This window comes from Aeromonas allosaccharophila (assembly GCF_016026615.1).
Lineage (GTDB): Bacteria > Pseudomonadota > Gammaproteobacteria > Enterobacterales > Aeromonadaceae > Aeromonas > Aeromonas allosaccharophila.
In genome coordinates, this window is the sequence record NZ_CP065745.1 from 3860303 (window position 1) to 3883525 (window position 23223).

The following is a 23223-nucleotide window of genomic DNA, read 5'->3' on the forward strand; positions in this document are numbered from 1 at the left end:
TTTTTTGTGCTTAAACTCTAAGTTTGATGCTGTTATCAGGATGTGAACTTCGCTCTTTCTTTCATCATAGAGATCGACTATAAGGATATGTATATACATTTGAGGTCGCTATGAACAAGGAACTGTTGAACTGCGAGCGGGTCTGGCTCAACGTGACGCCCGCCACTCTGGATGCCGGTTTGGCCGACTACGGCCTGTTGCCGCTCCACGCCATCGGCGTGAAGGGGGGCAAGATCTACGCGCTGGTGCCGATGACCGAGCTGAAGGGCCCCTATCCCGCCCACTGGCAGGATATGCAGGGCAAGCTGGTTACCCCCGGCCTTATCGATTGTCACACCCATCTCATCTTCGCTGGCAGTCGCGCCGAGGAGTTCGAGCAGCGTCAGCAGGGGGTGCCCTATGCCGAGATCGCCCGTCGGGGCGGCGGTATCATCAGCACGGTGCGTGCCACCCGTGAGGCCAGCGAGGAGCAGCTCTTTGAGCTGGCTTTGCCGAGGGTGAAATCCCTGATCCGCGAAGGGGCCACCACGGTGGAGATCAAGTCCGGCTACGGCCTCACTCTGGCTGATGAACTCAAGATGCTGCGGGTGGCCCGCAGGCTGGGAGAGGCGCTGCCGATCCGGGTCAAGACCACATTGCTGGCGGCCCATGCGGTGCCACCGGAGTATCGCGATGACCCCGACAGCTGGGTCGAGACCATCTGTCAGGAGATCATCCCGGCTGCCGCCAAAGCGGGGCTGGCCGATGCGGTAGATGTTTTCTGCGAGCATATTGGCTTCTCGCTGGCCCAGACCGAGCTGGTCTATCTGGCGGCGGATCAGTACGGCCTGCCGGTGAAGGGGCATATGGATCAGCTCTCCAATCTGGGGGGCAGCACGCTGGCCGCCAACTTTGGCGCCCTCTCGGTGGATCATCTGGAGTATCTGGATCCGGAAGGGATCCTGGCGCTGGCCCATCGCGGTGTGGTCGCAACCCTGCTGCCCACTGCCTTCTACTTCCTCAAAGAGACCAAGCTGCCGCCGGTTGCCGCCCTGCGCAAGGCGGGGGTGGCGATGGCTGTATCCTCCGACATCAACCCGGGTACGGCCCCCATCGTCTCGCTGCGGATGGCGATGAACATGGCCTGCACCCTGTTTGGCCTGACGCCGGTGGAAGCGATGGTCGGGGTCACCCGCCACGCCGCCCGCGCGCTTGGCGAGCAGGATCGTATTGGCCAGCTCAAGGTCGGAATGGCGGCGGACTTCTTGGTCTGGAATTGCGCCCATCCGGCCGAAATCAGCTATCTGGTCGGTGTCGATCAGCTGGCAAGCCGCATTTTCAACGGCGAGGAGAGCCTGCATGCGTGAGTTGAACCCTGTGGATATGAGTCTCTGGCAGGGACGGCAGGATCCGGAAGATGGCGAACTGGCCCTGCGCTGGCATGACAAAGTTCTGCCTTGGCAAGAGGTGCAGCCCTGGGCCGCCGGGGCAAAAGAGGTAGCTGGTGTAGTGCTGCTAGGTTTTGCCTGCGATGAAGGGGTGCGCCGCAACAAGGGGCGCATTGGTGCTGCCGGTGCGCCGCAAGCGGTGCGCAAGCTGCTCGCCAACACCGCCTGGCACCTGAATCGGCCCGTTTACGATGGCGGGGACGTGAGTTGCCCCGATGGGGATCTCGACGCTGCCCACGGCCGACTGGCCGAACGGGTCGCCGCCGCGCTCGATCTGGGCCATTTCCCGCTGGTGCTGGGGGGCGGTCACGAGGTGGCGTTCGGCAGCTGGAGCGGCCTTAACCGTCATTTGGGTGGGAGTGGCAAGGTCGGCATTATCAATTTCGATGCCCACTTTGACCTGCGGATGAAACAGGAGCTGGTAAGCTCCGGCACCCCCTTCTTCCAGATCGCCGAGCAGTGTGCCGCCGAGGGCACGCCGTTTCACTACGCCTGCCTCGGGGTGGCCGAGACCGCCAATACCCAAGCCCTGTTTGCCCGAGCCAAGGCGCTGGGCGTGTGGCATGTGCTGGATGAGGCGATGACTCAGACCGAGCTGCCAGCCTTGCTAGGCGGGCTGGATGCCTTTATTGCCGATTGCGATCACCTCTATCTGACCATCGATCTTGATGTGCTGCCCGGAGCCGTGATGCCGGGAGTGAGTGCTCCCGCTGCCCGCGGCGTGGAGCTGGCGGTGATCGAACCGCTGATCGCCCATATCCGGGCCAGCGGCAAGCTCAGGCTCGCCGATCTGGCCGAGTACAACCCGACGCTGGATCAGGACAACCGCAGTGCCCGTGTGGCCGCGCGGCTGGTTCATCTGTTGACCCGTTAACCCTTTGGCCGCTGGTCGCCGAAGGCACCGTATTGATACAACAAGGAGTGTGTATGTCTGTGCAACACCAGGATCCCCGTGCTGATTCCAGAACTGACCCTAACCGCGTGATCCGTGCCCCGCGCGGCACTGAACTGACCGCCAAGAGCTGGCTCACCGAGGCGCCGCTGCGGATGCTGATGAACAACCTGGATCCCGAGGTGGCCGAGCATCCCCAGTCGCTGGTGGTCTATGGCGGCATTGGCCGCGCTGCCCGCAACTGGGCCTGCTTTGACAAGATTGTTGAGGTGCTGACCCGGCTCGAGGAAGACGAGACCCTGCTGGTGCAGTCCGGCAAGCCGGTCGGGGTGTTCCAGACCCACAAGGATGCACCGCGAGTGCTGATCGCCAACTCCAATCTGGTGCCCCACTGGGCCAACTGGGTGCACTTCAACGAGCTCGATAAGAAGGGCTTGATGATGTACGGCCAGATGACCGCGGGTTCGTGGATCTACATCGGCACTCAGGGGATCGTGCAGGGTACCTACGAAACCTTCTTCGCGGTGGCCAACCAGCACTTCAACGGCGAGCCCGCGGGGCGCTGGATCCTCACCGGTGGTCTCGGTGGTATGGGTGGTGCCCAGCCGCTGGCCGCCACCATGGCCGGTTTCTCGATGATCGCCGTCGAATGCGATGAGACCCGCATCGATTTTCGCCTCAAGACCCGCTACGTGGACAAGAAGGCCCACAGCCTGGATGAGGCGCTGGCCATGGTCGAGGAAGCCAAGCAGAGCGGCAGCGCCGTCTCCGTCGGCCTGCTCGGCAACGCCGCCGACGTATTTGCCGAACTGGTGGCCCGTGGCATCACGCCGGATGTGGTGACCGACCAGACCTCTGCCCACGACCCGATCCACGGCTACCTGCCGCAGGGTTGGAGCGTTGCCAAGTGGCGCGAGCTGCAACAGAGTGCCCCGCAGGAGGTGAATCTGGCCGCCCGTCGCTCCATGGCCCGTCAGGTGGAGGCGATGCTGACCCTGCAAGCCCGTGGCGCGGCGACTCTGGATTACGGCAACAACATCCGTCAGATGGCGCTGGAGGAAGGAGTGGCGAACGCCTTCGACTTCCCCGGCTTCGTCCCCGCCTATATCCGCCCGCTGTTCTGCGAGGGGATCGGCCCGTTCCGCTGGGTGGCCCTCTCCGGCGATCCGGAGGATATCTACAAGACCGATCAGAAGGTGAAAGAGCTGATCCCCGATGATCCTCACCTGCACAACTGGCTCGACATGGCCCGCGAGCGCATCGCGTTTCAGGGGCTGCCGGCGCGGATCTGCTGGGTCGGGGTCAAGGATCGGGTGCGCCTCGGTCTGGCCTTCAACGAGATGGTGAAAAATGGCGAGTTGAAGGCGCCTATCGTCATCGGCCGTGACCATCTGGATTCCGGCTCGGTGGCGAGCCCGAACCGCGAGACCGAGTCGATGATGGATGGCTCCGATGCCGTCTCCGACTGGCCGCTGCTCAACGCCCTGCTCAACACCGCCGGTGGCGCGACCTGGGTGTCGCTGCATCACGGCGGCGGGGTCGGCATGGGCTTCTCCCAGCACTCCGGCGTGGTGATCGTCTGTGACGGCACCGACGATGCGGCCCGCCGCGTCGGTCGGGTACTTCGCAACGATCCGGCCACTGGCGTGATGCGTCATGCGGATGCGGGCTACGAGATTGCCATCAACTGTGCCCACGAGGCGAAACTGGATCTGCCGATGATTGACGGCGCCAACGGTGTCAAAGGAAAGGTGTAACACCATGTTTGAATTGACTATTACCCCGGGCGAGCTGGCTCTTGCCACCCTGCGCCGCGTCAGCCGCGAGCCGGTACATGTTTCACTGGATCCGGCCGCGCTGCCGGGGATCTACGCCTCAGCTGCCGTGGTTACCAAGGTGATCGAGCAGAATCGGGTGGTGTATGGCATCAACACCGGCTTTGGTTTGCTGGCCAACACCCGCATTCCGGTGGAGCAGCTCGATGAATTACAGCGTTCCATCGTGCTCTCTCATGCTGCGGGCATCGGCACCTATATGGATGACGCCACCGTGCGGCTGATGATGGTGCTCAAGCTCAACTCGCTGGCACGCGGCTTCTCCGGCATCCGCTTGACTGTGCTGGAGGCGCTGATGCGCCTCATCAACGCCGAAGTATATCCGGTGGTGCCGAAGAAGGGCTCCGTCGGCGCCTCCGGCGATCTGGCACCGCTGGCCCATATGAGCTGCCTGTTGATCGGTGAAGGCAAGGCCCGCCACAACGGCGAGCTGATCGACGCCGCCACGGCGCTGAAAATTGCCGGGCTCGAGCCCATCGCGCTGGCGCCAAAAGAGGGGCTGGCACTGCTCAACGGCACCCAGGCGAGCACCGCCTTTGCGCTGGAGGGGCTGTTCCACGCCGAGGATCTGTTCGCCGGTGCCATCACCATCGGTGCCATGAGCGTGGAGGCCGCCCTTGGCAGCCGCCGTCCATTCGATGCCCGCATCCACGCGGTGCGCGGTCAGCGCGGCCAGATCGACGCGGCCGCCTGCTACCGCCACCTGCTGGGGGATCTCAGCGAGATCGGCATGTCCCATCACAACTGTGAGAAGGTGCAGGATCCCTACTCATTGCGCTGCCAGCCGCAGGTGATGGGGGCTTGTCTGGCCCAGATCCGCCACGCCGCCGAGGTGCTGGTGTGCGAAGCCAACGCGGTCTCCGACAACCCGCTGGTGTTTGCCGATGACGAGGAGATCCTTTCCGGTGGCAACTTCCATGCAGAACCCGTCGCCTTCGCTGCCGACAATCTGGCGCTGGCCATCGCCGAGATAGGTTCCCTCTCCGAGCGGCGGATGGCGCTGCTGATCGACTCGCGCATGTCCGGTCTGCCCGCGTTTCTGGTCAACAACGGCGGGGTGAATTCGGGCTTTATGATCGCTCAGGTCACTTCGGCGGCGCTCGCCTCCGAGAACAAGACGCTGGCTCATCCCGCCTCGGTGGACAGCCTGCCCACTTCGGCCAATCAGGAGGATCACGTATCCATGGCCACCTTCGCCGGTCGTCGATTGGCGGATATGGCGGAGAATACCCGTGGCATTCTGGCGGTGGAGCTGCTGGCGGCGGCCCAGGGGCTGGATTTCCGCGCGCCGCTACGCAGTACCGAGCTGATCGAGCTGGCCAAGGGGCGACTGCGGGCAGAGGTGCGCTTCTACGACAAGGACAGGTACTTTGCACCGGATATCGAGGCGGCCGCCGCCCTGTTGGGCCGTGCCAGCTATAACGATCTGATCCCGGCCGGGGTGCTGCCCAGCCTGTAAGCCTTGGTCCCCCTTCTTCCCTGGCGGGAGAAGGGTCAGGGATGAGGGGGACGCCGCTTCACTGGCACCCGCGAGATCCGGGAGTAGATGATAAAAGACCGCCCAATCGGGCGGTCTTTGCGTTTCTGGCGCTGGTTGAATGCGGTTATTCGTGCTCGAACATCAGGAACAGATAGACGACGAACAACACCAGATGGGTCGCGCCATGGAGCACATTGGTGCGGCCGCTGCTGAAGGTCACTTTACAGACCATGAGAGTGGTGACCAGCAGCACCATGTCGGCGGCGGAGAGGCCCAGGCGCACCTCCTGACCCAGCATGGCGCCGATAAAGAGCACGGCGGGCACGGTGAGGGCAATGGTGGCCAGCACCGAGCCGAAGTAGAGGTTCATCGCCCGCTGCAACTGGTTGTTGAAGGCGGCCTTGATGGCACCGACCGCTTCGGGCGCCAGTACGATACAGGCGACGATAAAGCCCCCCAGCGCAGGAGGCGCCGCCATGATCTTCACGCCGAAGTTGATCGGCACGGCGAGGGTCTTGGCCAGCAGGATCACCACCAGCAGATAGGCGAGCAGCAGCAGGGTATGGTAGATGTTGCTCTGCAGCGGGCCGTGGTGCTCCTCGTAATCCTCGTGATCGCTGTCGACGAAGAAGTGGCTGTGGCTGCGGGTCTGGATCAGCAGAAAGACGCCGTAGAGCAGGATCGAGATGATGATCAGCATCCAGGACATGGCGCTCGACATGCTGCCGACCGTGCCGCCCCGGGTGAAGTTGGGCAACACCAGACAGAGCAGCGCCAGCGGGATGATGGCCACCAGATAGGATTTGACCCCGTCCAGATTGAAGCTCTGGGTGTGGTAGCGCCAGCCGCCAAACAGCAGGGTGAAGCCCACCAGACCGGTACTCACCAGCATCACCACCGCAAACATGGTATCGCGGGCCATGGTGGGGTTGGGCTCGCCGGTCAGCATCACCGAGGAGATCATCACCACTTCCAGCGAAATGACCGAGAGGGTAAGGATCAGGGTGCCGAAGGGCTCGCCCAGCTTGATGGCGAGGGCATCGGAGTGGCGCACCACCGAGAAGATGGCCCAGGTGACGATGGCCAGCAGCCCCGCCGATACCGGAAGATAGATCCCGAGCGGAGTTGTCTCTGTCAGCAGGTCGCTGCCCAGGGTCTTGAAAAAGAGCAGGGTCAGCAGGCCGACGGGCAGGGCAATCTCTTGCCGGATAACTGTCTTCATAGGCAATGGTTCTCATCTCTGGGCGGTCTAAACCGACGGGGTATGGAGAAAGTGGGGCCGAGTCATCGGGGTGACGGCCCCGCCAATGATAAAGGCGATTGCCTGCTCAAGGAAAAATCATTTTGTTACAAGAGATGAGAAGGCCGGGTTTTGCCACCCGACTTCCGATTGGTCAAGGCTTGCCTGTGCGGCGGGGAGTACTTATGCCGCCTTCGAGTGATGTTGCTGCCAGGCCAGCAACCAGAGCGTCAACTTGTTCAGCGGCATCGGCGCTGCATAGACATAACCCTGGATCAGATGAACGCCGTGTCGCTGCAGATAGTCCACCTGCTCCTGACGTTCTGCTCCCTCAGCGATCATCTCCATGCCCGATTCCCGGCCAAAGGCGATGGTGGCATCCAGCACGCTGCGTTTGAGGTCGTCGGTGCCTATGGTATCGACGAACATCTTGTCGATCTTGATCTGGCGGATCCCCAGGCTTTGCAAGTAGGCAAAGCCGCCGTAGCCGGTCCCGAAGTCATCCAACTTGAAGTGATAACCCTTTGCCTGCAGGGCGGAGATCTGGTTGCACGCTGCCCCGATGTCGATAATGGGCTTGCGCTCGGTCAGTTCGAAGGTGAGCCGGGCAGGAGAGGGCCATTGATGGCGCTGCAGCAAGTCGTGCAGGTGTGATTGTTCGAGATGGGCGGCCACTATATTGACGCTGACCCACTGACTGGGTGCGAGTCGGGGCAGATCCGCGATCACTTTTTCCAGCAGTTGGCTGGTCATCGGCAGGATCAGATCCTGCTCTTCCGCATAGTCGATAAAGGCGCCGGGCGGGATCAGTTCGTTGCCCCGTTGCCAGCGCAGCAGCGCCTCGAATCCAACAACCTGGCCACTTTGGCTGTCCACCACGGGCTGGTAGAAGGGGATGAACTGTTGTCGTGCCAGCCCCGCCTGCAGTAGCCCCTTGAGAGAGCGTCGGTAGTTGCGCAATAACCAATAACCTATTGTCAGCACCACGCCCAGAAGGGTACCAGCCCAGAGACCGTAAAGTCTGACTTGCTGCAGAGCATATTGATTGAGCGCCTTGCCTGCCCAGACCGTCTGTCTGGTCAGCACGGCCGGATCGGTGAAGCTCAGGCTGCGGCGTCCCTCTTCGCTCTTGATGGTCTTGTCGCCGCGGGGGAAGTAGGTGGTGGTCACCTCGGGATCCTGCTCACTGAATTCCAGATAGAAGCAGTTGGCACAGGGGTGCTGCAGCAGTTGGTGGCTCCAGCTGTTATCCAGCACTCAGTAGGCGATATTTTCGCCAGATTGGTAGTAGGCCACCAGCTCCTGTTCGGTATTGAATTTGGCCGGTGTCGCGGTTAAGCCGAAGTTGCCGAGCCGGATATCATCTTGATGACTCGTGATGACAATGGGAAGCCCCGGCCCCAGGCTCGAGCAGCTGGCACCGGATGCCAGAGTGAGCCCCTGCAGGCGGATGTGGGCGCTGTAGTAGCGGGGGTCGCGCAGCAGTGCCATATCCGTTGGGCCACAGTCAAAGTCAAATTGCGCCAACTGCTCCGTTAGCGCAGTATCGAGCTCCTTGTGACGCTCTTCCAGCGCCTGCTTTATCTCGGCCACTTTCTGTTCCAGCAGGTAGTCGGCCAACGGTTTGGCAAGCCATAACCCCAGGGACTGGCTGGCCACGATGGGCAGGGTAAACAGCAGCAGAGAGATCCAGACCGATGAGATGCGCAACAAGGGGTACCTGCCTGTTTCATGAGACACAAATGGGATGGGTCATCATAGTGCATTAGTGCAATCAATTTGAGTCAGACGTGTCTCACTTGTTGATTGATTTTTTAACTACATGATTTTAAATGTTTTTATTATTAACTTTGGCAAGATTCAATCGCTGACCTGTCATAAATGACAATTGCCCAGCTTATCCGAACTGCATTAGAGTAGCCCTGCGGTTTGACTCACCGTGTGTTCAATACTCCTGTATCTGTTTTTTGTCAGTAGCACAGAGTGTTAGTTTTGATATGAGTGTTCCTTTTGGTCCCCTTTGAGGGACCATTTTTCTGCCCGTCACTTTGTCCTCTCCCGCTTTCGCAGCCCGTCATCCTTGGTATTCTCCCTCAGCTTTGAGTTATGCTTGCCCGCTTAAATTGCAGAAGCGGGATCCCCGTCCATAGTGATGGTGACTCTGCCGCTGCTACCATGAGCTCCAATGGATGATGCCGGGCATACGGAAAGGCGCATGAAACTCACAACACAGCTTGTCTCATTTATCACCCTGTGCGTGATCGCGGCCATGGCGACCGTGCTGATTGGCGGGGTGTTCAGCTTTCGCGAGCTGGGCATGGAGTTGCAGCAAAAGAAGGTCGATGCGCTGGTCGAAGTGATCGACAAGCAGCTCGATGTCGCTCACGACATGGAGGACATGAGTCGCTGGCTGCCCACCCTGTTGCGGGCCGCTCATGTGGTGGAGCTGGAGGTGCGCCAGAACGACCAGCGGGTCTACTGGTTCCGCGATGTGCGCAATCCGGTCGACGAACAGTTGCTGCAACCATACAGCCACCCGCTGCCCCATCAGACCGGCATGCAGGCCAACTTCAAGCTGGAGCGTCCCTTCAAGGAGGCGGAATACTCCATCAGGGCGATGTCCGGTATCTCGTTCGGCGTCTTTATCGTGGTGTTCGGCCTCTGGTACTCCATTCGCTGGCTGCGCCAGCAGTTGCGCGGTGCCGAACTGCTGGGCATTCGCGCCCAGCTGATCCTCGATGACAAACTCTCCAAGCTGAGCCACGACCCCGCCGAAGAGTGGCCGGTAGCCGCCAGTCAGGCCCTCGACCATCTGCTGGCGGAGCTGGCGGATGCCCGCAAGGAGCGCAGCCGCTTCGACAACTTCATTCGCAGTAACGCCTTCGTCGACAAGATGACCGGCATCGGCAACCGGTTGTTTTTCGACAACCGGCTGGAGAGCGCCATCATGGAGGCGAGCGTGATGAGCGGCGGCGTGCTGCTGATCGATCTCGCCTGTCTGGAGGATCTGGAGGCCGAACAGTTCGAGCTGTTGGGGCACGACCTGCTGCTGGAGGCGAGCGCCACCATCGGCGCCTTCGTGCGCAAGCATAACGGCGCCCTGCAGGCCCGCTACGCCGGTCAGGTCTTTGCGGTGCTGCTGCCCAATATGTCAGAGAGCGAGATGGTGGATAGTGCCAGCCAACTGCTCAAGAGCCTGCAACGGCTGCACTGGCCGCAGGAGATCAATCCCGACACGGCGGTCTATCTCGGCGCCGTCTGCTATCAGGCCGAAGACAGCCTGCTCAAGGTGCAGGAGGAGGCGGAGCTGGCCCTCAAGAGTGCCCGTCTGCAGGGGCACAACGGCTGGTTCCTCTACGAGAAGCAGCTGGATGAGGAGCAGAGCAGCAAGGGCACGGTGCGCTGGCGTACCCTGATCAGCCGTCGCCTCGAAGAGCACGGCATCGAATTCTACACCCAGCCTGTCCAGCAGGATCGGGGGCAGGTGGTGTTGCAGCTGGAGCTGCTCACCTATCTGCACGACGAACAGGGGCGGGCCCTGCAGGCGGGGATCTTCATGCCGATGGCGGAGAAAGTCGGGCTGTTGTTGCAACTGGATCGGTTGGTGGCGGAACAGACCCTCGCCCTGCTGCGCCAGCGCTCCGAGCAGAGCTGCCCCATCAGCCTGACCCTCAGTGCCCAGAGCCTGCTCAACCGCGAGTTCCAGCGCTGGCTCTTCTTCGCCCTGTTCCAGCTGCCGCGCAGCACCAACGAGCGGCTGATCCTGCAACTCTCCGAATCCCAGGTGACCCGCCACTTCGAGGCGCTCAAGCGGCCGTTGCGCTCCTTGCGGATGTTGGGCTGCCAGCTGGCCATTGATCATGCCGGTCAGGATGTGGTGAGCACCCAGTACATCAAGGAGTTCGAGATCAACTTCCTCAAGCTGCACCCCAGTCTGGTGCGGGAGATACACGCCCGTCAGGTCAACCAGATGGCGGTGCGCAGTCTGGTGGGGGGCTGCGCCAATACCCGCACCCGGGTGCTGGCGGTGGGGGTGGAGAGTGGCGACGAGTGGAAGATGTTGCGCCACCTCGGGGTGCATGCCGGGCAGGGGCCCTGGTTTGCCGAACCCCAGCGGCTGGTGCCGGAACCGGCTGGCGCGTGAGATAAATGAGAGAGGGTCGTCTTGGGGCGACCCTCTGTTGTTTGCGGTTGCCGTCAGGTGGGGCTCACAGCCGCCCCTGCTCCCGCAGCCCGGCCAGCCCCTGCATGCCGCCGGTGTGGATAAAGACGATCTTGCTGCCGCGGGCGATGCGGCCCGCCGCCAGCTCGCGAAACAGCCCCCACATCGCCTTGCCGCTGTAGATTGGTTCGAGCGGCAGGCCGGTATTGGCGCTGAAATCCTCTACCCACTGCCAGAGTGCCGGGCTGAATTTGGCGTAGCCACCGTCGTGATGATCGAGCGCGATCCGCCAGCCGGAGATGCTGGCGGCCGCGGGGTGGAGGCGGCACACCTCGTCGGCGATAAAGCCGCCCCCTTTCAGCACCGCAATGGCGAGGATCTGCTCCCGATCCCGCTTGCCTGCGACCAGGCCCGCCAGGGTGCCGCCGCTGGCACAGGGCAGTACCCAGAGATCCGGCGAGAAGGGCACCTCGCCGACCAGTTCGGCCACGCCGGGAATGGCCAGCGGGCTGCTGCCTCCTTCCGGCACGATCAGGGTATCGGGTGCATCGAATTGGGCCAGCAAGTCGGGCTCCTGTCGTCGCCGGTAACTCTGGCGATCGACGAAAACGAGATCCATGCCCCAGCGTCTGGCATCCCTCAGGGTGGTATTGCTGACGGCATCGGCTTCGCCCCGTATGATACCGGTAGTGCGAAGGCCGGTCTGGTATCCGGCGGCAGCCAGGGCGTGGATATGGTTGGAGTAGGCACCGCCGAACGAGAGCAGATGCTGTTTGCCGTGCTCTCTGGCATGCAGCAGGTGGTACTTGAGCTTGCGCCACTTGTTGCCGGAGATGGCCGGATGGATCAGGTCATCCCGCTTGCACCAGAGCTCGACGCCATAGCGGGTCAGCAACGGGTGGTGGAGGCGTTGCAGGGGGGAAGGCAGGGTGGCATGGCCATCCGGCTCGCTTGAAAGGCTGGCTTGCAATGGTGAGTCCGTCTTTTATCTGGAGGCTAATCTGCTGTTTATGTTAATATTTCAATCATTTAACCAATTATGATGGGCGGGCTTACATGAAACAACTGTTCAGACGGTCGACGCCAAGCCGCCAGGTCGGGCTATTGCTGGCCAATGACAGGATCATGCTGGCCGCGGTGGGCAATCCCCCCGTCTTCGCAACGCGCACCATCAACGGCCCGCAGGAGTGGGCGGTGGCCATCAACGAGCTGTTCAGCCGTCATGGTCTGGCCAAGTCCAGAGTGCGGGTGGCCCTCGCCGCCAGCCTTTATCAGCAGATCCAGATCGACAAGCCTGCCGTGCCTGACGCCGAGATGGCGGGGGCGCTCCCCTGGGCGGTCAAGGATTATGTCAGCGAACCAGTGCTGCAACTGGCGATGGACTATGTGGATTTGCCCACCCCGCCGGCCGGTCGCCCGCGCATCAATGTGATCTGCCTGCCCAAGAGCCGGGTGCAACAGCTGGCCGATGCTATCAACGGCATCGCCACCCTGCAATCCATCATCAGCGACGAGCTGGCGCTCACCTCTCTCTATGAGGCCGATGATGTGGTGCGCATGCTGCTGTGGCAGCCCAAGGGGCTGGATCTGCAGTTGCTGGTCTTCCATCAGGGGGGGCTCTGTTTTTCTCGCCAGCTGCGCGGTTTTTCCAGCCTGACCGGTGAGCATGAGCCGGACAGCATGCAACTCGATTCACTGGCGCTGGAGATCCAGCGCTCCCTCGACTATCTGGCGGGCCAGCTGAAATTGCCCGAGCTGGGGCAGATGCAGTTTGCCGTCGCCTCGCCCTTTATCGGTACTCTGGTGCGCCATATGGAGCAGACTTTCGGCTTTGCCGTCTCCGCCATGGCCAACAAAGCGGTCCTGGCCGGCGTCGAATACCTTTCGGCCTATGCCGCCGCCATCGGGGAGGATGAGTGATGAAACGTCAGATAAACCTCTATGGCGCCGAGTTTCGCCCCAAACGGCAGTGGGCCAGCCTCAACCAGATGGCGCTGGTATGGGGCTTTGCGTTGCTGCTGATGCTGTCGGTGGGCGTCGGTTACGGCTGGCAACAGCAACAGGTCAGCCGGGCACTGGCACAGCGTCATGCCGAGCTGGAGCTCAAGCGCAGCGAGGCGCAACGGCTCGATGCCGAGTTGGCGCGCCATCAGGCAGATCCCCGATTGCAACAGCAACTGGTCAACAAGCAGGATGAACTGACTGCCAAGCAGGGGCTGATGCGCCAACTGGGCAGCCTGACTCTGCAAAAATCCCAGGGCTACGCCAGCGTGATGGCGGATCTCTCCCGCATTCGCAACAGCAACCTCTCGTTGCAGCGCATCGAGATCAACGAAGGGCGGATCAACCTCTCCGGCTTTGCTGGCCGCAGTCAGGATGTACCGGCCTGGGTCAACCGCTTCAAGCAGACCCCGAGTCTGGTAGGCAAGGAGTTTGGTGAACTGACCCTCGGCCGTGACAAGGAGGGCCGTCTGACCTTCCAGTTGAGCGGCATTGCGCGGGAGAAACCCTGATGAACCTGAAAGCACAATGGCAGGCATGGGGCCAGCGTATCGCCGTGTTGAGCCAGCGGGAGCGGGTGTTGATCCTGCTGACTGGTCTGGTGCTGCTGGGCGCGGCCGGACTCTACGGCTGGCTCGATGGCGCCGATACCCGCCTGCAGCAGGATCGCATGGCCCTGAGTGCCGCCGAGCGTGACCTCGAGATCATGGAGCTGGAAAACCTCGGCAAACAGGCACGGCTCAAGCGGGATCCCAATCAGGGCGTTCGCGACCAGCTGGCGCAGGTCGAAGCGGATCTGGCCCGGATCGACGATGAGCTGAAGGCCCAGACCGTCGATCTGATCCCGGCGCACGAGATGCCGCTGGTGCTGGAGGCGCTGCTCTCCCGCTCCGCCAACCTTCACATGCTGGCGCTCAGTTCGCTGGAGCCGACCCCGCTGATGGCGGGAGAGCAGAAGGTCAATCTCTACAAGCATGGTATCCGGCTTCAGCTTGAAGGCGGCTATTTCGATGTGTATCAATACCTTAAAGCGCTGGAAGCCTTGCCGCGCCACTTCTACTGGAAGCAGTTCGACTATCAGGTCAAAGCCTATCCCGGCGCGGTGGTGGAGATGGAGATCTACACCCTGAGTACCAGCAAGGAGTTTATCCGTGGCTAGAGTGTTTGCGTTGTGCTGTTGCCTGTTCAGCTTGCTGGCACAGGCGGAGCAGGTCGAGGTATTGCAGGATCCCACCGCGCCACTGGCGGATGTGGCGGTTGGCGCCCGTGCGACCGGCGAGAGCAGTGCCGGTTTGCCGAAGCTGCAGAGTGTGGTGCTGGGCAATGGCCCGGCACTGGCGGTACTCAATGGCAAGAGTTATCGGGTCGGACAACAGGTGGACGGCTATACGCTGGTGGCCATCAATGCCGATGCCGTGGTGCTGGAAAAGGCGGGAAAACGCCATGCGGTAACACTGTTTGCCAGCAAGATCCGGGTTTGAGTCGTGCTTGCCTCTCGAGAGGTGAATCGGCTTTATCGAGTTTAATTGCAAGTCAGGGTGCCCTAATTACATGAAAAAACACCGTCTCTGTCTGATCTCCGTGGCCATGATGGCTGCAGGCTGTACCACGTATCAGCACCCCGAGCCGACCCAGGCGAAGGATGCCCTCAAACAGGCCATGAACGAACAGCAGAAACAGGCTGCCCCTCTGACCGCGTTGCCCAAATCGGTGCAAAGTGAATTGCTGCAGCTGAACCGGCCGCAGATACCGGTCGGCATGCCGGAGAAGCGGCTGCGTATCGCGGCTCACGATGTGGAGGCGGTGGAGTTTTTCGGTTCCCTGTTCAAGGGCTCCCGCTACAGCGTGGCGGTGCACCCCGGGGTGGCCGGGCTGGTCTCCGTCGAGCTCAAGGATGTGACTCTGCCGGAGGTGCTGGCGGTGGTGGGCGACATGTACGGCTTCGACGTGCAGCGCAAGGGCAATGTCTTCCATATCTATCCGGCGGGTCTGCGTACCGAAACCATCCCGGTCAACTATCTGATGATGTCCCGTCGTGGCCTCTCCCGCACCTCGGTCAGCACAGGCGGGGTAACGGCCAATGACAGCAATAACAGCAGCGACAGCAGTTTTGACAGTGCATCGAACAACAACAGCGGCAGCAACAGCTCAACCAGCAGCAACTCGAGCGGTGACAACAACAACGGCACCCGTATCGAAACCGACACCAACAGCGACTACTGGACCGATCTGCGCGACTCCCTGCAGACCCTGATTGGCACGGGTGACGGTCGCGCCGTGATCACCAGCCCGCAGGCGGGTCTGGTCACCATTCGCGCCTACCCGAAAGAGCTCAAGGCGGTGCGTGAATTCCTGACCCAGTCCGAGAGTCACCTCAAGCGGCAGGTGGTGCTGGAGGCGCGGATCATCGAAGTTGCCCTCAACGAAGGGTATGAACAGGGGGTCGACTGGAGCGGTCTCTCCGCCAGCTGGGATGGCAACAAGGGGATTACCGGTGGCCAGTCGCTTGCCAATACTCAGCTGCCCAGCACCCCCAACCAGATCTTCAGTGCGCTGGGCGGCGGCGCCGGTTTCAAGATCTCTGATGGCAACTTCAATGTGGCGGTCAACCTGCTCAAGACCCAGGGCGATGTGAATACCCTATCCAGTCCCCGTGTCACCGCGACCAACAACCAGAAGGCGGTGATCAAGGTGGGGACGGACGAGTATTACGTCACCAATGCGTCCACCACCATTACCACTACCTCGACGGGCACAGACAAGACACCTAACGTGGAGCTGACCCCCTTCTTCTCCGGAATTGCGCTGGACGTAACGCCGCAGATCGATGAAGAGGGCAAGGTGCTGCTGCACATCCATCCCTCGGTTATCGATACCGAAGAGCAAAACAAGGTGATCGACATGGGTACCTCGGGCGGCAAGTTGCAACTGCCGCTCGCCAAGAGCTCGATCCGCGAGTCGGATACCGTGGTGCAGGCCAATAACGGTGACATCATCGTTATCGGCGGCCTGATGAAGACCGACAAGCAGGAGATCGTCAGCAAGGTGCCGCTGCTGGGGGATATTCCCTGGGTGGGTGAAGCCTTTACCAACCGCCGCGAGAGCACCAAGAAGGTGGAGCTGGTGATCATGCTCAAACCGACCGTGGTGGAGAAAGATACCTGGCAAAACGAGCTGCAACGCTCCTCCGAGCTGCTCGACAAGTGGTATCCGGCCAAGGGCTGACCCATGACACCAGATGCGGTCACCCTTATCCCGAACGGCCTGTGCGGCCTTGCCAGCACAGGCTGCTTGCTTGCCGTTGCAGGTGAGGTCTCATGTACCTGACCCACTTCGGCCTGCAGGAGGCACCGTTCAGCCTCACTCCCAATACCGGCTTCTACTACGGCTTGCCGCCTCACGAAGAGGCGCTGCAGGTGCTTAACTGGGCGCTGGCGCAGGGGGAGGGCTTTATCAAGGTGACCGGCGAGGTGGGTACCGGCAAGACCCTGCTCTGCCGCAAGTTGCTCAGCGAGCTGGGCTCGGAAGCGCGTCCGGTGCGGCTTGCCTGGTTACCCAATCCCCATCTCACTCCGGCCGAACTGCGCATCGCGCTGGCGCTGGAGCTGGGGTTGGCGGTACGGGATCAGAGCGAGCTGGATCTGACCGATCGTATCCATCGTCACCTGATCAGCCTGCACCAGCAGGGCAGCCGGGTGGTGGTGCTGCTCGACGAGGCGCAAGCGCTGCCGGACGAGACCCTTGAGGCGATCCGCCTGTTCGGCAATCTTGAGACCGAATCGAGCAAGCTGCTGCAGATCGTGCTGTTCGGCCAGCCGGAGCTGGATGCCAGACTGGCCAAGCCGCATCTGCGCCAACTGCGCCAGCGGATTGGCTTCTCCTACTGCCTGCGGCCGCTGCGTTTTGACGAGACTCGCGCCTATCTGGAGCACAGATTGCAGGTCTCCGGTTACCGCGGGGCACCGTTGTTTGCAGGTCGAGCCATGCGCCTGTTGTGGCGCGCATCGCGAGGGATCCCGAGACTTATCAATATCCTGGCGCAGAAGTGCCTGATGCTGGCCTATGGTCAGGGTGTGCGCCAGATCGATAGCCGTCTGGTACGGCTCGCCATTCGCGATACCGACGATGCCAGCCGCTTTGCGCCACGGCGCTGGTGGCCCCTGTTACTGTTGCTGGGGTGCGCCCTGGCTTATGGAGTCTGGCCATGAGTGTCATCAACCAGATGCTGAAAGATCTGGACCGGCGCCAGCAAGGATCCGAAGGTGCTGCCGTCTATATTGCCCCTGCGCGCCAGCAGGGATGGTGGATGTTGCTGCTGACCCTGATCTGCGGTCTGGCACTGGGGATCCTTGGTTGGCGAACCTGGATCTACTGGCAGCAGACCCATATCGTCTCGGCGGCCAGCGAAGTGCTAGCTCCCGATGCGGTAACTCCCGATGTGGTGGCAAGGGCCGCCGCGCCAGTCAGCCAGCCCGAGCCGGTCGAGGTGGCGGCCGCGCTGCCGCTGCCAAGTCAGGACGAGGTGAATGATGAGGTTGGGGAATATGACTCTGGCGACACGACCGACGGTGCGCCCTTTGATGCCTCCAGCGATGTTGACGAGACGGAGCCGACCGATGAAGAGCTGCAGCCCGAGCTTTACGCCGAACTGGCGGCAGAGCAACAGGCCGTCGCCAGCGCACCGCGCAAGCCGAGCGTATTGAAGATCGAGACGGTCGAGCTGTCGGCCAAGGAGCTGGCGGCGCTGGCTGAGCGCAAGGCGACCACCGCCATGGCCAAGGGAAGCCTGCGGGATGCGCAGGACAACTACTATCAGGTGCTGACCCACGATCCCTATAACCAGGGGGCGCGCGAGCAGCTGGCGGGGCTGCTCTACGGCGAGGGCCGCCTGACCGAGGCGCGTCAGTTGCTGGAAGAGGGGATCCGGCTCGATCCCCAACAGGCCGATTTTCGTTTGCTGCTGGCCCGCCTTGCCATCAGCGAGGGGCAGCAGCAGCAAGCGCTTGGCTGGCTGTCCGGCTATCAGCCGGATCTCGCCAGCAACATGGACTATTACGCGACCTGGGCCGGGCTGACTCAGGAGCTGGGCCAGAATGCCGATGCGGCGGCGCTCTATGTGAAGCTACTGCGTCAGCAGCCGGATCAGGGCCGCTGGTGGCTTGGCCTCGGCGTGGCCGAAGATGGTCAGGGGCATAGCCAGCGGGCGCTCGATGCCTATCGCAACGCCCTGCTGCACGGCAACCTCGGCGAGGCGTCGACCAACTGGTTGGAACAACGAATTGGCCAACTAACCCCTTGATAAACCGCAAGTTCGATTAGCGAAGCCTGATCGAATGCGGCAACGGGTGTGAAGCAACAGACATCGGAGCAAACATGGCACAACCCAGACTGAAAATGCGCCTCGGCGACCTGCTGGTACAAGAGCAGATCATCTCTGATGATCAGTTGCAGCTTGCCCTGCAGCAGCAGCGTCAGACCGGCCGCAAGCTGGGCACCACCCTGATCGACCTCGGCTTTATCAGCGAGGTACAACTGCTGCAGTTCCTCGCCCGCCAGCTGGATGTGCCCTTCTTCGATCTCAACAACCTCACCATCGACGCCGCCGCGGTGCCGCTGCTGCCCGAAGTGCAGGCGCGCCGATACCGCGCGCTGGCGGTCAACCTCACCGACAACAAGGTGACGGTGGCGATGTCGGATCCTGCGGATCTGAGCGCACTGGATGCCATCGCCGCCCTGCTCAGCCCGCGCATCATGGTGCTGGCGGTGGCGCGGGAAGGGCAACTGCTGGAGTATTTCGACCGCCTCTATCGCCGTACTCGCGAGATCGAGAGCTTCGCCGAACAGCTGCAGGAGGAGTATCAGGACTCCGGCTTCGAGCTGGGCTCCAGCAATCTGGGGGCCAATGACGAGGGGGAGGCAACGGTGGCCAAGCTGCTGCGCTCCCTGTTCGAGGATGCGGTGCAGGTGGGGGCATCGGATATCCACATCGAGCCGGACGAAAAGGTGCTGCGCATTCGTCAGCGGATCGACGGCATCCTGCACGAAAATATCCTGAACGAGGTGCGCATCGCCCAGGCGCTGGTACTGCGCCTCAAGCTGGTGGCTGGGCTCGATATCTCCGAGAAGCGCTTGCCGCAGGATGGTCGCTTCAATATGAAGGTGCGCGGCCGCGATGTGGATGTGCGGATGTCCACCATGCCGGTGCAATATGGCGAGTCGGTGGTGATGCGTCTGCTGGATCAATCCTCCGGCATCCTGTCACTGACCGAGACCGGCATGCCGCCGGAGATCCTGACCCGTTTCCGCCGTCAGCTCAAGCGCCCGCACGGCATGATCCTGGTGACCGGCCCGACCGGTAGCGGCAAGACCACCACCCTCTATGGCGCGCTTTCCGAGCTCAACCAGTCCAGCCACAAGATCATCACGGTAGAAGACCCGGTGGAGTATCGCTTGCCCCGCGTCAATCAGGTGCAGGTCAACCCCAAGATTGGTCTCACGTTTTCTCACGTGCTGCGTTCCACCCTGCGTCAGGATCCGGACATCCTGCTGGTGGGTGAGATGCGGGACAACGAGACGGTAGAGATCGGCCTGCGTGGCGCCATCACCGGTCACCTGGTGCTGACCACCCTGCACACCAACGATGCAGTGACCAGTGCCCTGCGTCTGATCGACATGGGGGCGCCCGGCTATCTGGTGGCGAGCGCCCTGCGGGCGGTGGTCGCCCAGCGGCTGGTGCGGCGGGTATGCGAGCACTGCGTCGAGGAGAAGGCGCCTGACGAAGGGCAGGCCACCTGGCTTACCGTGCTCTCCGGCGAGGCGCCCGGTCAGCACACTTATCACAAGGGACGGGGTTGCCAGAGCTGCAACTTTACCGGTTATTCCGGCCGGATCGGGGTTTACGAGCTGCTGGAGCTGGATCAGCCGATGATGGATGCCCTGCGCCGCAACGATGCGGAAGGGTTCGCCAAGGCGGCCCGTCAACACGAACACTACCGGCCGCTGGCCCTCACTGCCCTCGACTATGCCCGACAGGGGATCACCTCGGTGGACGAGGTGCTGAGACTGGCCGAGGATTTGGGGTAAGCGATGGCTAACTTTGCCTACAAGGGGCGTGACAGCCAGGGCAACGCCACCAGTGGCGTGGTCGAAGCGGCCAACGAGATGGCCGCCGCCGAGCAGCTGATGCGCCGCGGTGTGATGCCGACCGAGCTCAAACCGGGCAAGGCCAAATCCGCCGCCATCGACTGGTCGCTGTTGCTGGAAGGGGGCGTCAAGCTGGACGAGCTGGTGATCTTCAGCCGCCAGATGTATGCCCTGACCCGGGCCGGGATCCCGATCCTGCGCGCTATCGCCGGGTTGGAGGAGAGCACCCACAGCAAGCCGCTCAAACGGGCGCTTCATTCGCTGGGGGAAGATCTCGGCAACGGTCGCCCGCTCTCCAGCTCGATGCAGGCGCACCCCAAGGTATTCAGCAGCCTGTTTGTCGCCATTATCCATGTGGGTGAGAACACCGGTCAGCTGGAAGAGGCCTTTTTGCAGCTCGCCACCTATTTCGAGCTGGAGCTGGAGACCCGCAAGCGGATCAAGACCGCGATGCGCTACCCCAGCTTCGTGATGATCGCCATCGGTATCGCCATGGTGATCCTCAATATCATGGTGATCCCGGTGTTTGCCGGCATGTTCGCCAAATTCGGGGTGGAGTTGCCGCTGGCGACCCGCATTCTGCTCGCCACCTCGCACTTTTTCGTCCACTACTGGTGGCTGCTGCTCGCCATTCTGGCGGGGATGGTATTTGGCTGGCGTCGCTGGGTCGCTACACCCAAGGGCAAGCTGATCTGGCATCGTTGGCAACTCAAATTGCCGATCGTCGGCACCATCATAGAGCGCTCCCTGCTGGCCCGTTTTGCTCGCAGTTTTTCCATGATGCTCAAGGCGGGGGTGCCGCTCAATACGGCGCTGACCCTGGTGGCCGATGCGGTGGATAACGCCTATATGGCGGGGCGAGTGCGGGATATGCGCGCCGGTATCGAGCGCGGCGAGAGCCTGCTGCGCACCGCTGGCAGCAGCGGCCTGTTTACCCCGCTGGTGATGCAGATGATCGCCGTGGGGGAGGAGACCGGTCAGGTCGATGACCTCCTGCACGAAGCGGCCGAGTATTACGAGCGGGAGGTGGATTATGACCTCAAGAGTCTTACCGCCCGTATCGAGCCGATCCTGATCGGGATCGTGGCGGTGATGGTACTGATCCTGGCGCTCGGCATCTTCACGCCGATGTGGGACATGATGCGAGCCGTAAGAGGCAAGTAATCTTGCTGGAACTGGATATCTTCACGTCTGAGTGGTGGGACATGATGGGAGCCGTAAGAGGCAAGTAACCGCCTGATTGGCGGGGCACTATGAGCATCGTAAGAGGCAAGAGAGCGGTGGAGTCGAGGACGGGATGAGCAGACAGACGCAGCAGGATGATCGCTGGCTGACCGGATATCGGCGGATCGCTGTGATGATCCTGCTGATGGTGATCGTCGCCACCCTGGTGCGCAGCTATCAGGTCCATCGGGAAGAGGCGCAGCAACTGGCGCTCACTCTGCTGGGAGAGCAATTTGCCGAGCGGGCACAGCGTTTGCACGGCCTCTGGCTCGACGAGCGACGTCCCGACACCTTGCATAGTGCGGGTCAGGGTTGGCAATTTGATGAGCGTGGTTGGCCACTCGGGCTGGTGCCGCTGCAATCCCCTTCGGAAAATTGCCGCCAGTTGTGGCTGACACTGGTGGGTGAGACAGACGGCGGTATGCCTCCCCTGCAGGTTCTGGCTCGTCCCGATGGCAGTGGTTGCGAGATGGGGTGGGATGGTTATTGGCTGATTTATCAGTTTTCTGACGGGCGGGTGATGAAAAAGCCTTGAATGAAGCTAATCATACGACCCAACTACATGATTTTTTTGGGCCTGCATGAAATAATGCGGGGCATTACGGAGGGAGCATGACAATGAAACCAATAGCACCAACAATGCCGGAAAACGGGATGATGAGACGGGCCGCTGGCTTCTCCCTCATTGAGCTGGTGATCGTGATCGTGATCCTGGGGATCCTGGCGGTGACTGCGCTGCCACGCTTTCTCGATGTGACTGACGAAGCGAAAAAGGCCAGCGTGGAAGGGGTCTCTGGCGGTTTTGCTACCGGCGTGTCGCTGGTACGGGCGCAATGGGAGGCGGAAGGTCGCGCCAAACAGGACAGTCTCAATACCGTGCTCTATGACGGCAGCCGCTTCTATCTGACTACTCCGACTGACAGCCAGATCAGCAACGGCGAGCTGTCGCCCGGCTATCCCATGGATACCACTGCCAGCGGCAATCCTAATGTGGATCCGGCCAGTCTGACAGCCGAGCGTTGTCTCAATATTTGGGAGGGGCTGCTGCAAAACCCGCCCAAGGCTACGGCCACCTTCAATGAAGTGCGTGGTAGCGGGAATGACCTGAAATACTATGCCACCGTGAGCGGTAGCGGGCTTGATTCGGTCTGCCGCTACTATCTGGTCAATAGTTTGAGTAAGGGCAGTGATGGCAAGTATCAGGATCCGCAAGGCAAGACTGATGCATTTATGAGTTTCAGTTACCGTCCGGCATCCGGTCAGGTGACCACCAATATTAATTAACAGAGGAAAGTGAAATGAAAAAACAGGCGGGTTTTACCCTGATCGAACTGGTTATCGTGATCATCATTCTGGGTATTCTTGCGGTCACCGCTGCACCCAAGTTCCTGAATCTGCAGGATGATGCTAAGGCGGCTGCAGCACAGGGTGTACAAGCGGCTCTGCAAAGTGCATCAGGCTTGGTTTATAGCAAAGCAGCACTGGAAGGTGTTGAGGCATCAAGCACTGTGAAAAGCGTCTCTGTTGCTGGCGGTACAGTCACAACTCTGTTCGGTTATCCGACTGCAGACGCTAATGGTATTGTGAAAGCTGTTAACTTGGATGGCTGGGCGATCAGTGGTTCAGGTTCGACAACTGCTGGTGGTACAGCAAGTTTTTATCCTGCGAATGCAAAAGGTGATAGCTGCTTTGTCGTTTACACTTCAGCAACATCGACTGCAACTGCAACTGCTGTAGTTTCTGGCGCTTTGGCAACCTGTAAGTAATTTATGAATGAACGGGGCATTTAGAGATAGCCCCGTTCATTTTATAGGACACA

The 23223-nt window shown here is 61.3% G+C and carries 19 protein-coding genes and 1 pseudogene; 17 read left to right on the top strand and 3 right to left on the bottom strand.

Going from position 1 to position 23223, the window contains the following annotated elements:
- Positions 1-110 precede the first annotated feature (110 nt).
- The 4 genes from hutI to hutH are packed head-to-tail and all read left to right on the top strand — an operon-like array spanning position 111 to position 5613.
- Positions 111-1346: an imidazolonepropionase gene (gene hutI / locus I6G90_RS17690; RefSeq protein WP_197928511.1), complete on the top strand. Its 1236-nt coding sequence runs from the start codon at positions 111-113 to the stop codon at positions 1344-1346.
- Positions 1339-2301 (top strand): formimidoylglutamase, encoded by a 963-nt coding sequence (gene hutG / locus I6G90_RS17695; protein WP_197928513.1) that lies wholly within the window; start codon positions 1339-1341, stop codon positions 2299-2301. Before hutI ends, hutG begins: the two co-directional genes overlap by 8 nt.
- A gap of 53 nt (positions 2302-2354) precedes the next feature.
- Positions 2355-4076, top strand: a complete 1722-nt coding sequence (hutU, locus tag I6G90_RS17700; RefSeq protein WP_197928515.1) for a urocanate hydratase — start codon at positions 2355-2357, stop codon at positions 4074-4076.
- Positions 4077-4080: 4 nt separating this feature from the next.
- Entirely contained in the window at positions 4081-5613 is a 1533-nt protein-coding gene (gene hutH / locus I6G90_RS17705) for a histidine ammonia-lyase (protein ID WP_197928517.1), read from the top strand.
- 145 nt (positions 5614-5758) lie between these two features.
- On the opposite strand, the gene I6G90_RS17710 is transcribed toward hutH, so the two are convergent.
- Both I6G90_RS17710 and I6G90_RS17715 read right to left on the bottom strand, forming a co-directional pair.
- Entirely contained in the window at positions 5759-6856 is a 1098-nt protein-coding gene (locus tag I6G90_RS17710; protein ID WP_058054216.1) for a calcium:proton antiporter, read from the bottom strand.
- Between the two features lie 201 nt (positions 6857-7057).
- A pseudogene (locus I6G90_RS17715) lies at positions 7058-8584 on the bottom strand (EAL domain-containing protein).
- Positions 8585-9089: 505 nt separating this feature from the next.
- Here I6G90_RS17715 and I6G90_RS17720 point away from each other — a divergent pair.
- Positions 9090-11018 carry an EAL domain-containing protein gene (locus tag I6G90_RS17720; protein WP_042057110.1) on the top strand — a complete coding sequence of 643 codons (1929 nt, stop codon included), beginning with the start codon at positions 9090-9092 and terminating at the stop codon, positions 11016-11018.
- A gap of 64 nt (positions 11019-11082) precedes the next feature.
- Here the strand turns inward: I6G90_RS17720 and I6G90_RS17725 are convergent, their stop codons facing one another.
- Positions 11083-12006, bottom strand: a complete 924-nt coding sequence (locus I6G90_RS17725) for a 1-aminocyclopropane-1-carboxylate deaminase/D-cysteine desulfhydrase (RefSeq protein ID WP_197928519.1) — start codon at positions 12004-12006, stop codon at positions 11083-11085.
- Positions 12007-12092: 86 nt separating this feature from the next.
- Between I6G90_RS17725 and I6G90_RS17730 the strand changes: the two genes are divergently transcribed.
- From I6G90_RS17730 to I6G90_RS21440, 12 genes are all read left to right on the top strand, one after another.
- A complete protein-coding gene (locus tag I6G90_RS17730; protein WP_197928520.1) occupies positions 12093-12956 on the top strand; it encodes an MSHA biogenesis protein MshI in 864 nt (287 codons plus the stop codon).
- Positions 12956-13549 (top strand): PilN domain-containing protein, encoded by a 594-nt coding sequence (locus I6G90_RS17735; RefSeq protein WP_197928521.1) that lies wholly within the window; start codon positions 12956-12958, stop codon positions 13547-13549. The genes I6G90_RS17730 and I6G90_RS17735 overlap by 1 nt, the downstream gene beginning before the upstream one ends.
- A complete protein-coding gene (locus tag I6G90_RS17740; RefSeq protein ID WP_005340017.1) occupies positions 13549-14196 on the top strand; it encodes a hypothetical protein in 648 nt (215 codons plus the stop codon). Before I6G90_RS17735 ends, I6G90_RS17740 begins: the two co-directional genes overlap by 1 nt.
- Positions 14189-14518 carry a SctD/MshK family protein gene (locus I6G90_RS17745; RefSeq protein WP_019446481.1) on the top strand — a complete coding sequence of 110 codons (330 nt, stop codon included), beginning with the start codon at positions 14189-14191 and terminating at the stop codon, positions 14516-14518. Before I6G90_RS17740 ends, I6G90_RS17745 begins: the two co-directional genes overlap by 8 nt.
- 70 nt (positions 14519-14588) lie before the next feature.
- Positions 14589-16262 (top strand): pilus (MSHA type) biogenesis protein MshL, encoded by a 1674-nt coding sequence (gene mshL, locus I6G90_RS17750; RefSeq protein WP_197928522.1) that lies wholly within the window; start codon positions 14589-14591, stop codon positions 16260-16262.
- Between the two features lie 92 nt (positions 16263-16354).
- Positions 16355-17245 (top strand): MSHA fimbrial biogenesis protein MshM, encoded by an 891-nt coding sequence (gene mshM / locus I6G90_RS17755; RefSeq protein ID WP_197928523.1) that lies wholly within the window; start codon positions 16355-16357, stop codon positions 17243-17245.
- Positions 17242-18336: a tetratricopeptide repeat protein gene (locus I6G90_RS17760; RefSeq protein WP_197928524.1), complete on the top strand. Its 1095-nt coding sequence runs from the start codon at positions 17242-17244 to the stop codon at positions 18334-18336. Before mshM ends, I6G90_RS17760 begins: the two co-directional genes overlap by 4 nt.
- A 74-nt stretch (positions 18337-18410) precedes the next feature.
- Positions 18411-20120 carry an MSHA fimbrial ATPase MshE gene (gene mshE / locus I6G90_RS17765; protein ID WP_042057133.1) on the top strand — a complete coding sequence of 570 codons (1710 nt, stop codon included), beginning with the start codon at positions 18411-18413 and terminating at the stop codon, positions 20118-20120.
- Between the two features lie 3 nt (positions 20121-20123).
- Complete coding sequence (locus I6G90_RS17770) at positions 20124-21344, top strand: type II secretion system F family protein (RefSeq protein ID WP_197928525.1); 1221 nt, start codon at positions 20124-20126, stop codon at positions 21342-21344.
- 133 nt (positions 21345-21477) lie between these two features.
- A complete protein-coding gene (locus I6G90_RS17775) occupies positions 21478-21939 on the top strand; it encodes a hypothetical protein (protein WP_197928526.1) in 462 nt (153 codons plus the stop codon).
- A gap of 77 nt (positions 21940-22016) precedes the next feature.
- Positions 22017-22688, top strand: coding sequence for a prepilin-type N-terminal cleavage/methylation domain-containing protein (locus I6G90_RS17780; RefSeq protein WP_197928527.1), 672 nt, complete (start codon positions 22017-22019; stop codon positions 22686-22688).
- Positions 22689-22702: 14 nt separating this feature from the next.
- Positions 22703-23170: a prepilin-type N-terminal cleavage/methylation domain-containing protein gene (locus I6G90_RS21440; RefSeq protein ID WP_197928528.1), complete on the top strand. Its 468-nt coding sequence runs from the start codon at positions 22703-22705 to the stop codon at positions 23168-23170.
- Positions 23171-23223: the final 53 nt, after the last annotated feature.

Coding starts and splice junctions, on each gene's coding strand:
- hutI (WP_197928511.1), top strand. CDS start 111: ATGAACAAGGAACTGTTGAACTGCGAGCGGGTCTGGCTCAACGTGACG.
- hutG (WP_197928513.1), top strand. CDS start 1,339: ATGCGTGAGTTGAACCCTGTGGATATGAGTCTCTGGCAGGGACGGCAG.
- hutU (WP_197928515.1), top strand. CDS start 2,355: ATGTCTGTGCAACACCAGGATCCCCGTGCTGATTCCAGAACTGACCCT.
- hutH (WP_197928517.1), top strand. CDS start 4,081: ATGTTTGAATTGACTATTACCCCGGGCGAGCTGGCTCTTGCCACCCTG.
- I6G90_RS17710 (WP_058054216.1), bottom strand. CDS start 6,856: ATGAAGACAGTTATCCGGCAAGAGATTGCCCTGCCCGTCGGCCTGCTG.
- I6G90_RS17720 (WP_042057110.1), top strand. CDS start 9,090: ATGAAACTCACAACACAGCTTGTCTCATTTATCACCCTGTGCGTGATC.
- I6G90_RS17730 (WP_197928520.1), top strand. CDS start 12,093: ATGAAACAACTGTTCAGACGGTCGACGCCAAGCCGCCAGGTCGGGCTA.
- I6G90_RS17735 (WP_197928521.1), top strand. CDS start 12,956: ATGAAACGTCAGATAAACCTCTATGGCGCCGAGTTTCGCCCCAAACGG.
- I6G90_RS17740 (WP_005340017.1), top strand. CDS start 13,549: ATGAACCTGAAAGCACAATGGCAGGCATGGGGCCAGCGTATCGCCGTG.
- mshL (WP_197928522.1), top strand. CDS start 14,589: ATGAAAAAACACCGTCTCTGTCTGATCTCCGTGGCCATGATGGCTGCA.
- mshM (WP_197928523.1), top strand. CDS start 16,355: ATGTACCTGACCCACTTCGGCCTGCAGGAGGCACCGTTCAGCCTCACT.
- I6G90_RS17760 (WP_197928524.1), top strand. CDS start 17,242: ATGAGTGTCATCAACCAGATGCTGAAAGATCTGGACCGGCGCCAGCAA.
- mshE (WP_042057133.1), top strand. CDS start 18,411: ATGGCACAACCCAGACTGAAAATGCGCCTCGGCGACCTGCTGGTACAA.
- I6G90_RS17770 (WP_197928525.1), top strand. CDS start 20,124: ATGGCTAACTTTGCCTACAAGGGGCGTGACAGCCAGGGCAACGCCACC.
- I6G90_RS17775 (WP_197928526.1), top strand. CDS start 21,478: ATGAGCAGACAGACGCAGCAGGATGATCGCTGGCTGACCGGATATCGG.
- I6G90_RS17780 (WP_197928527.1), top strand. CDS start 22,017: ATGACAATGAAACCAATAGCACCAACAATGCCGGAAAACGGGATGATG.
- I6G90_RS21440 (WP_197928528.1), top strand. CDS start 22,703: ATGAAAAAACAGGCGGGTTTTACCCTGATCGAACTGGTTATCGTGATC.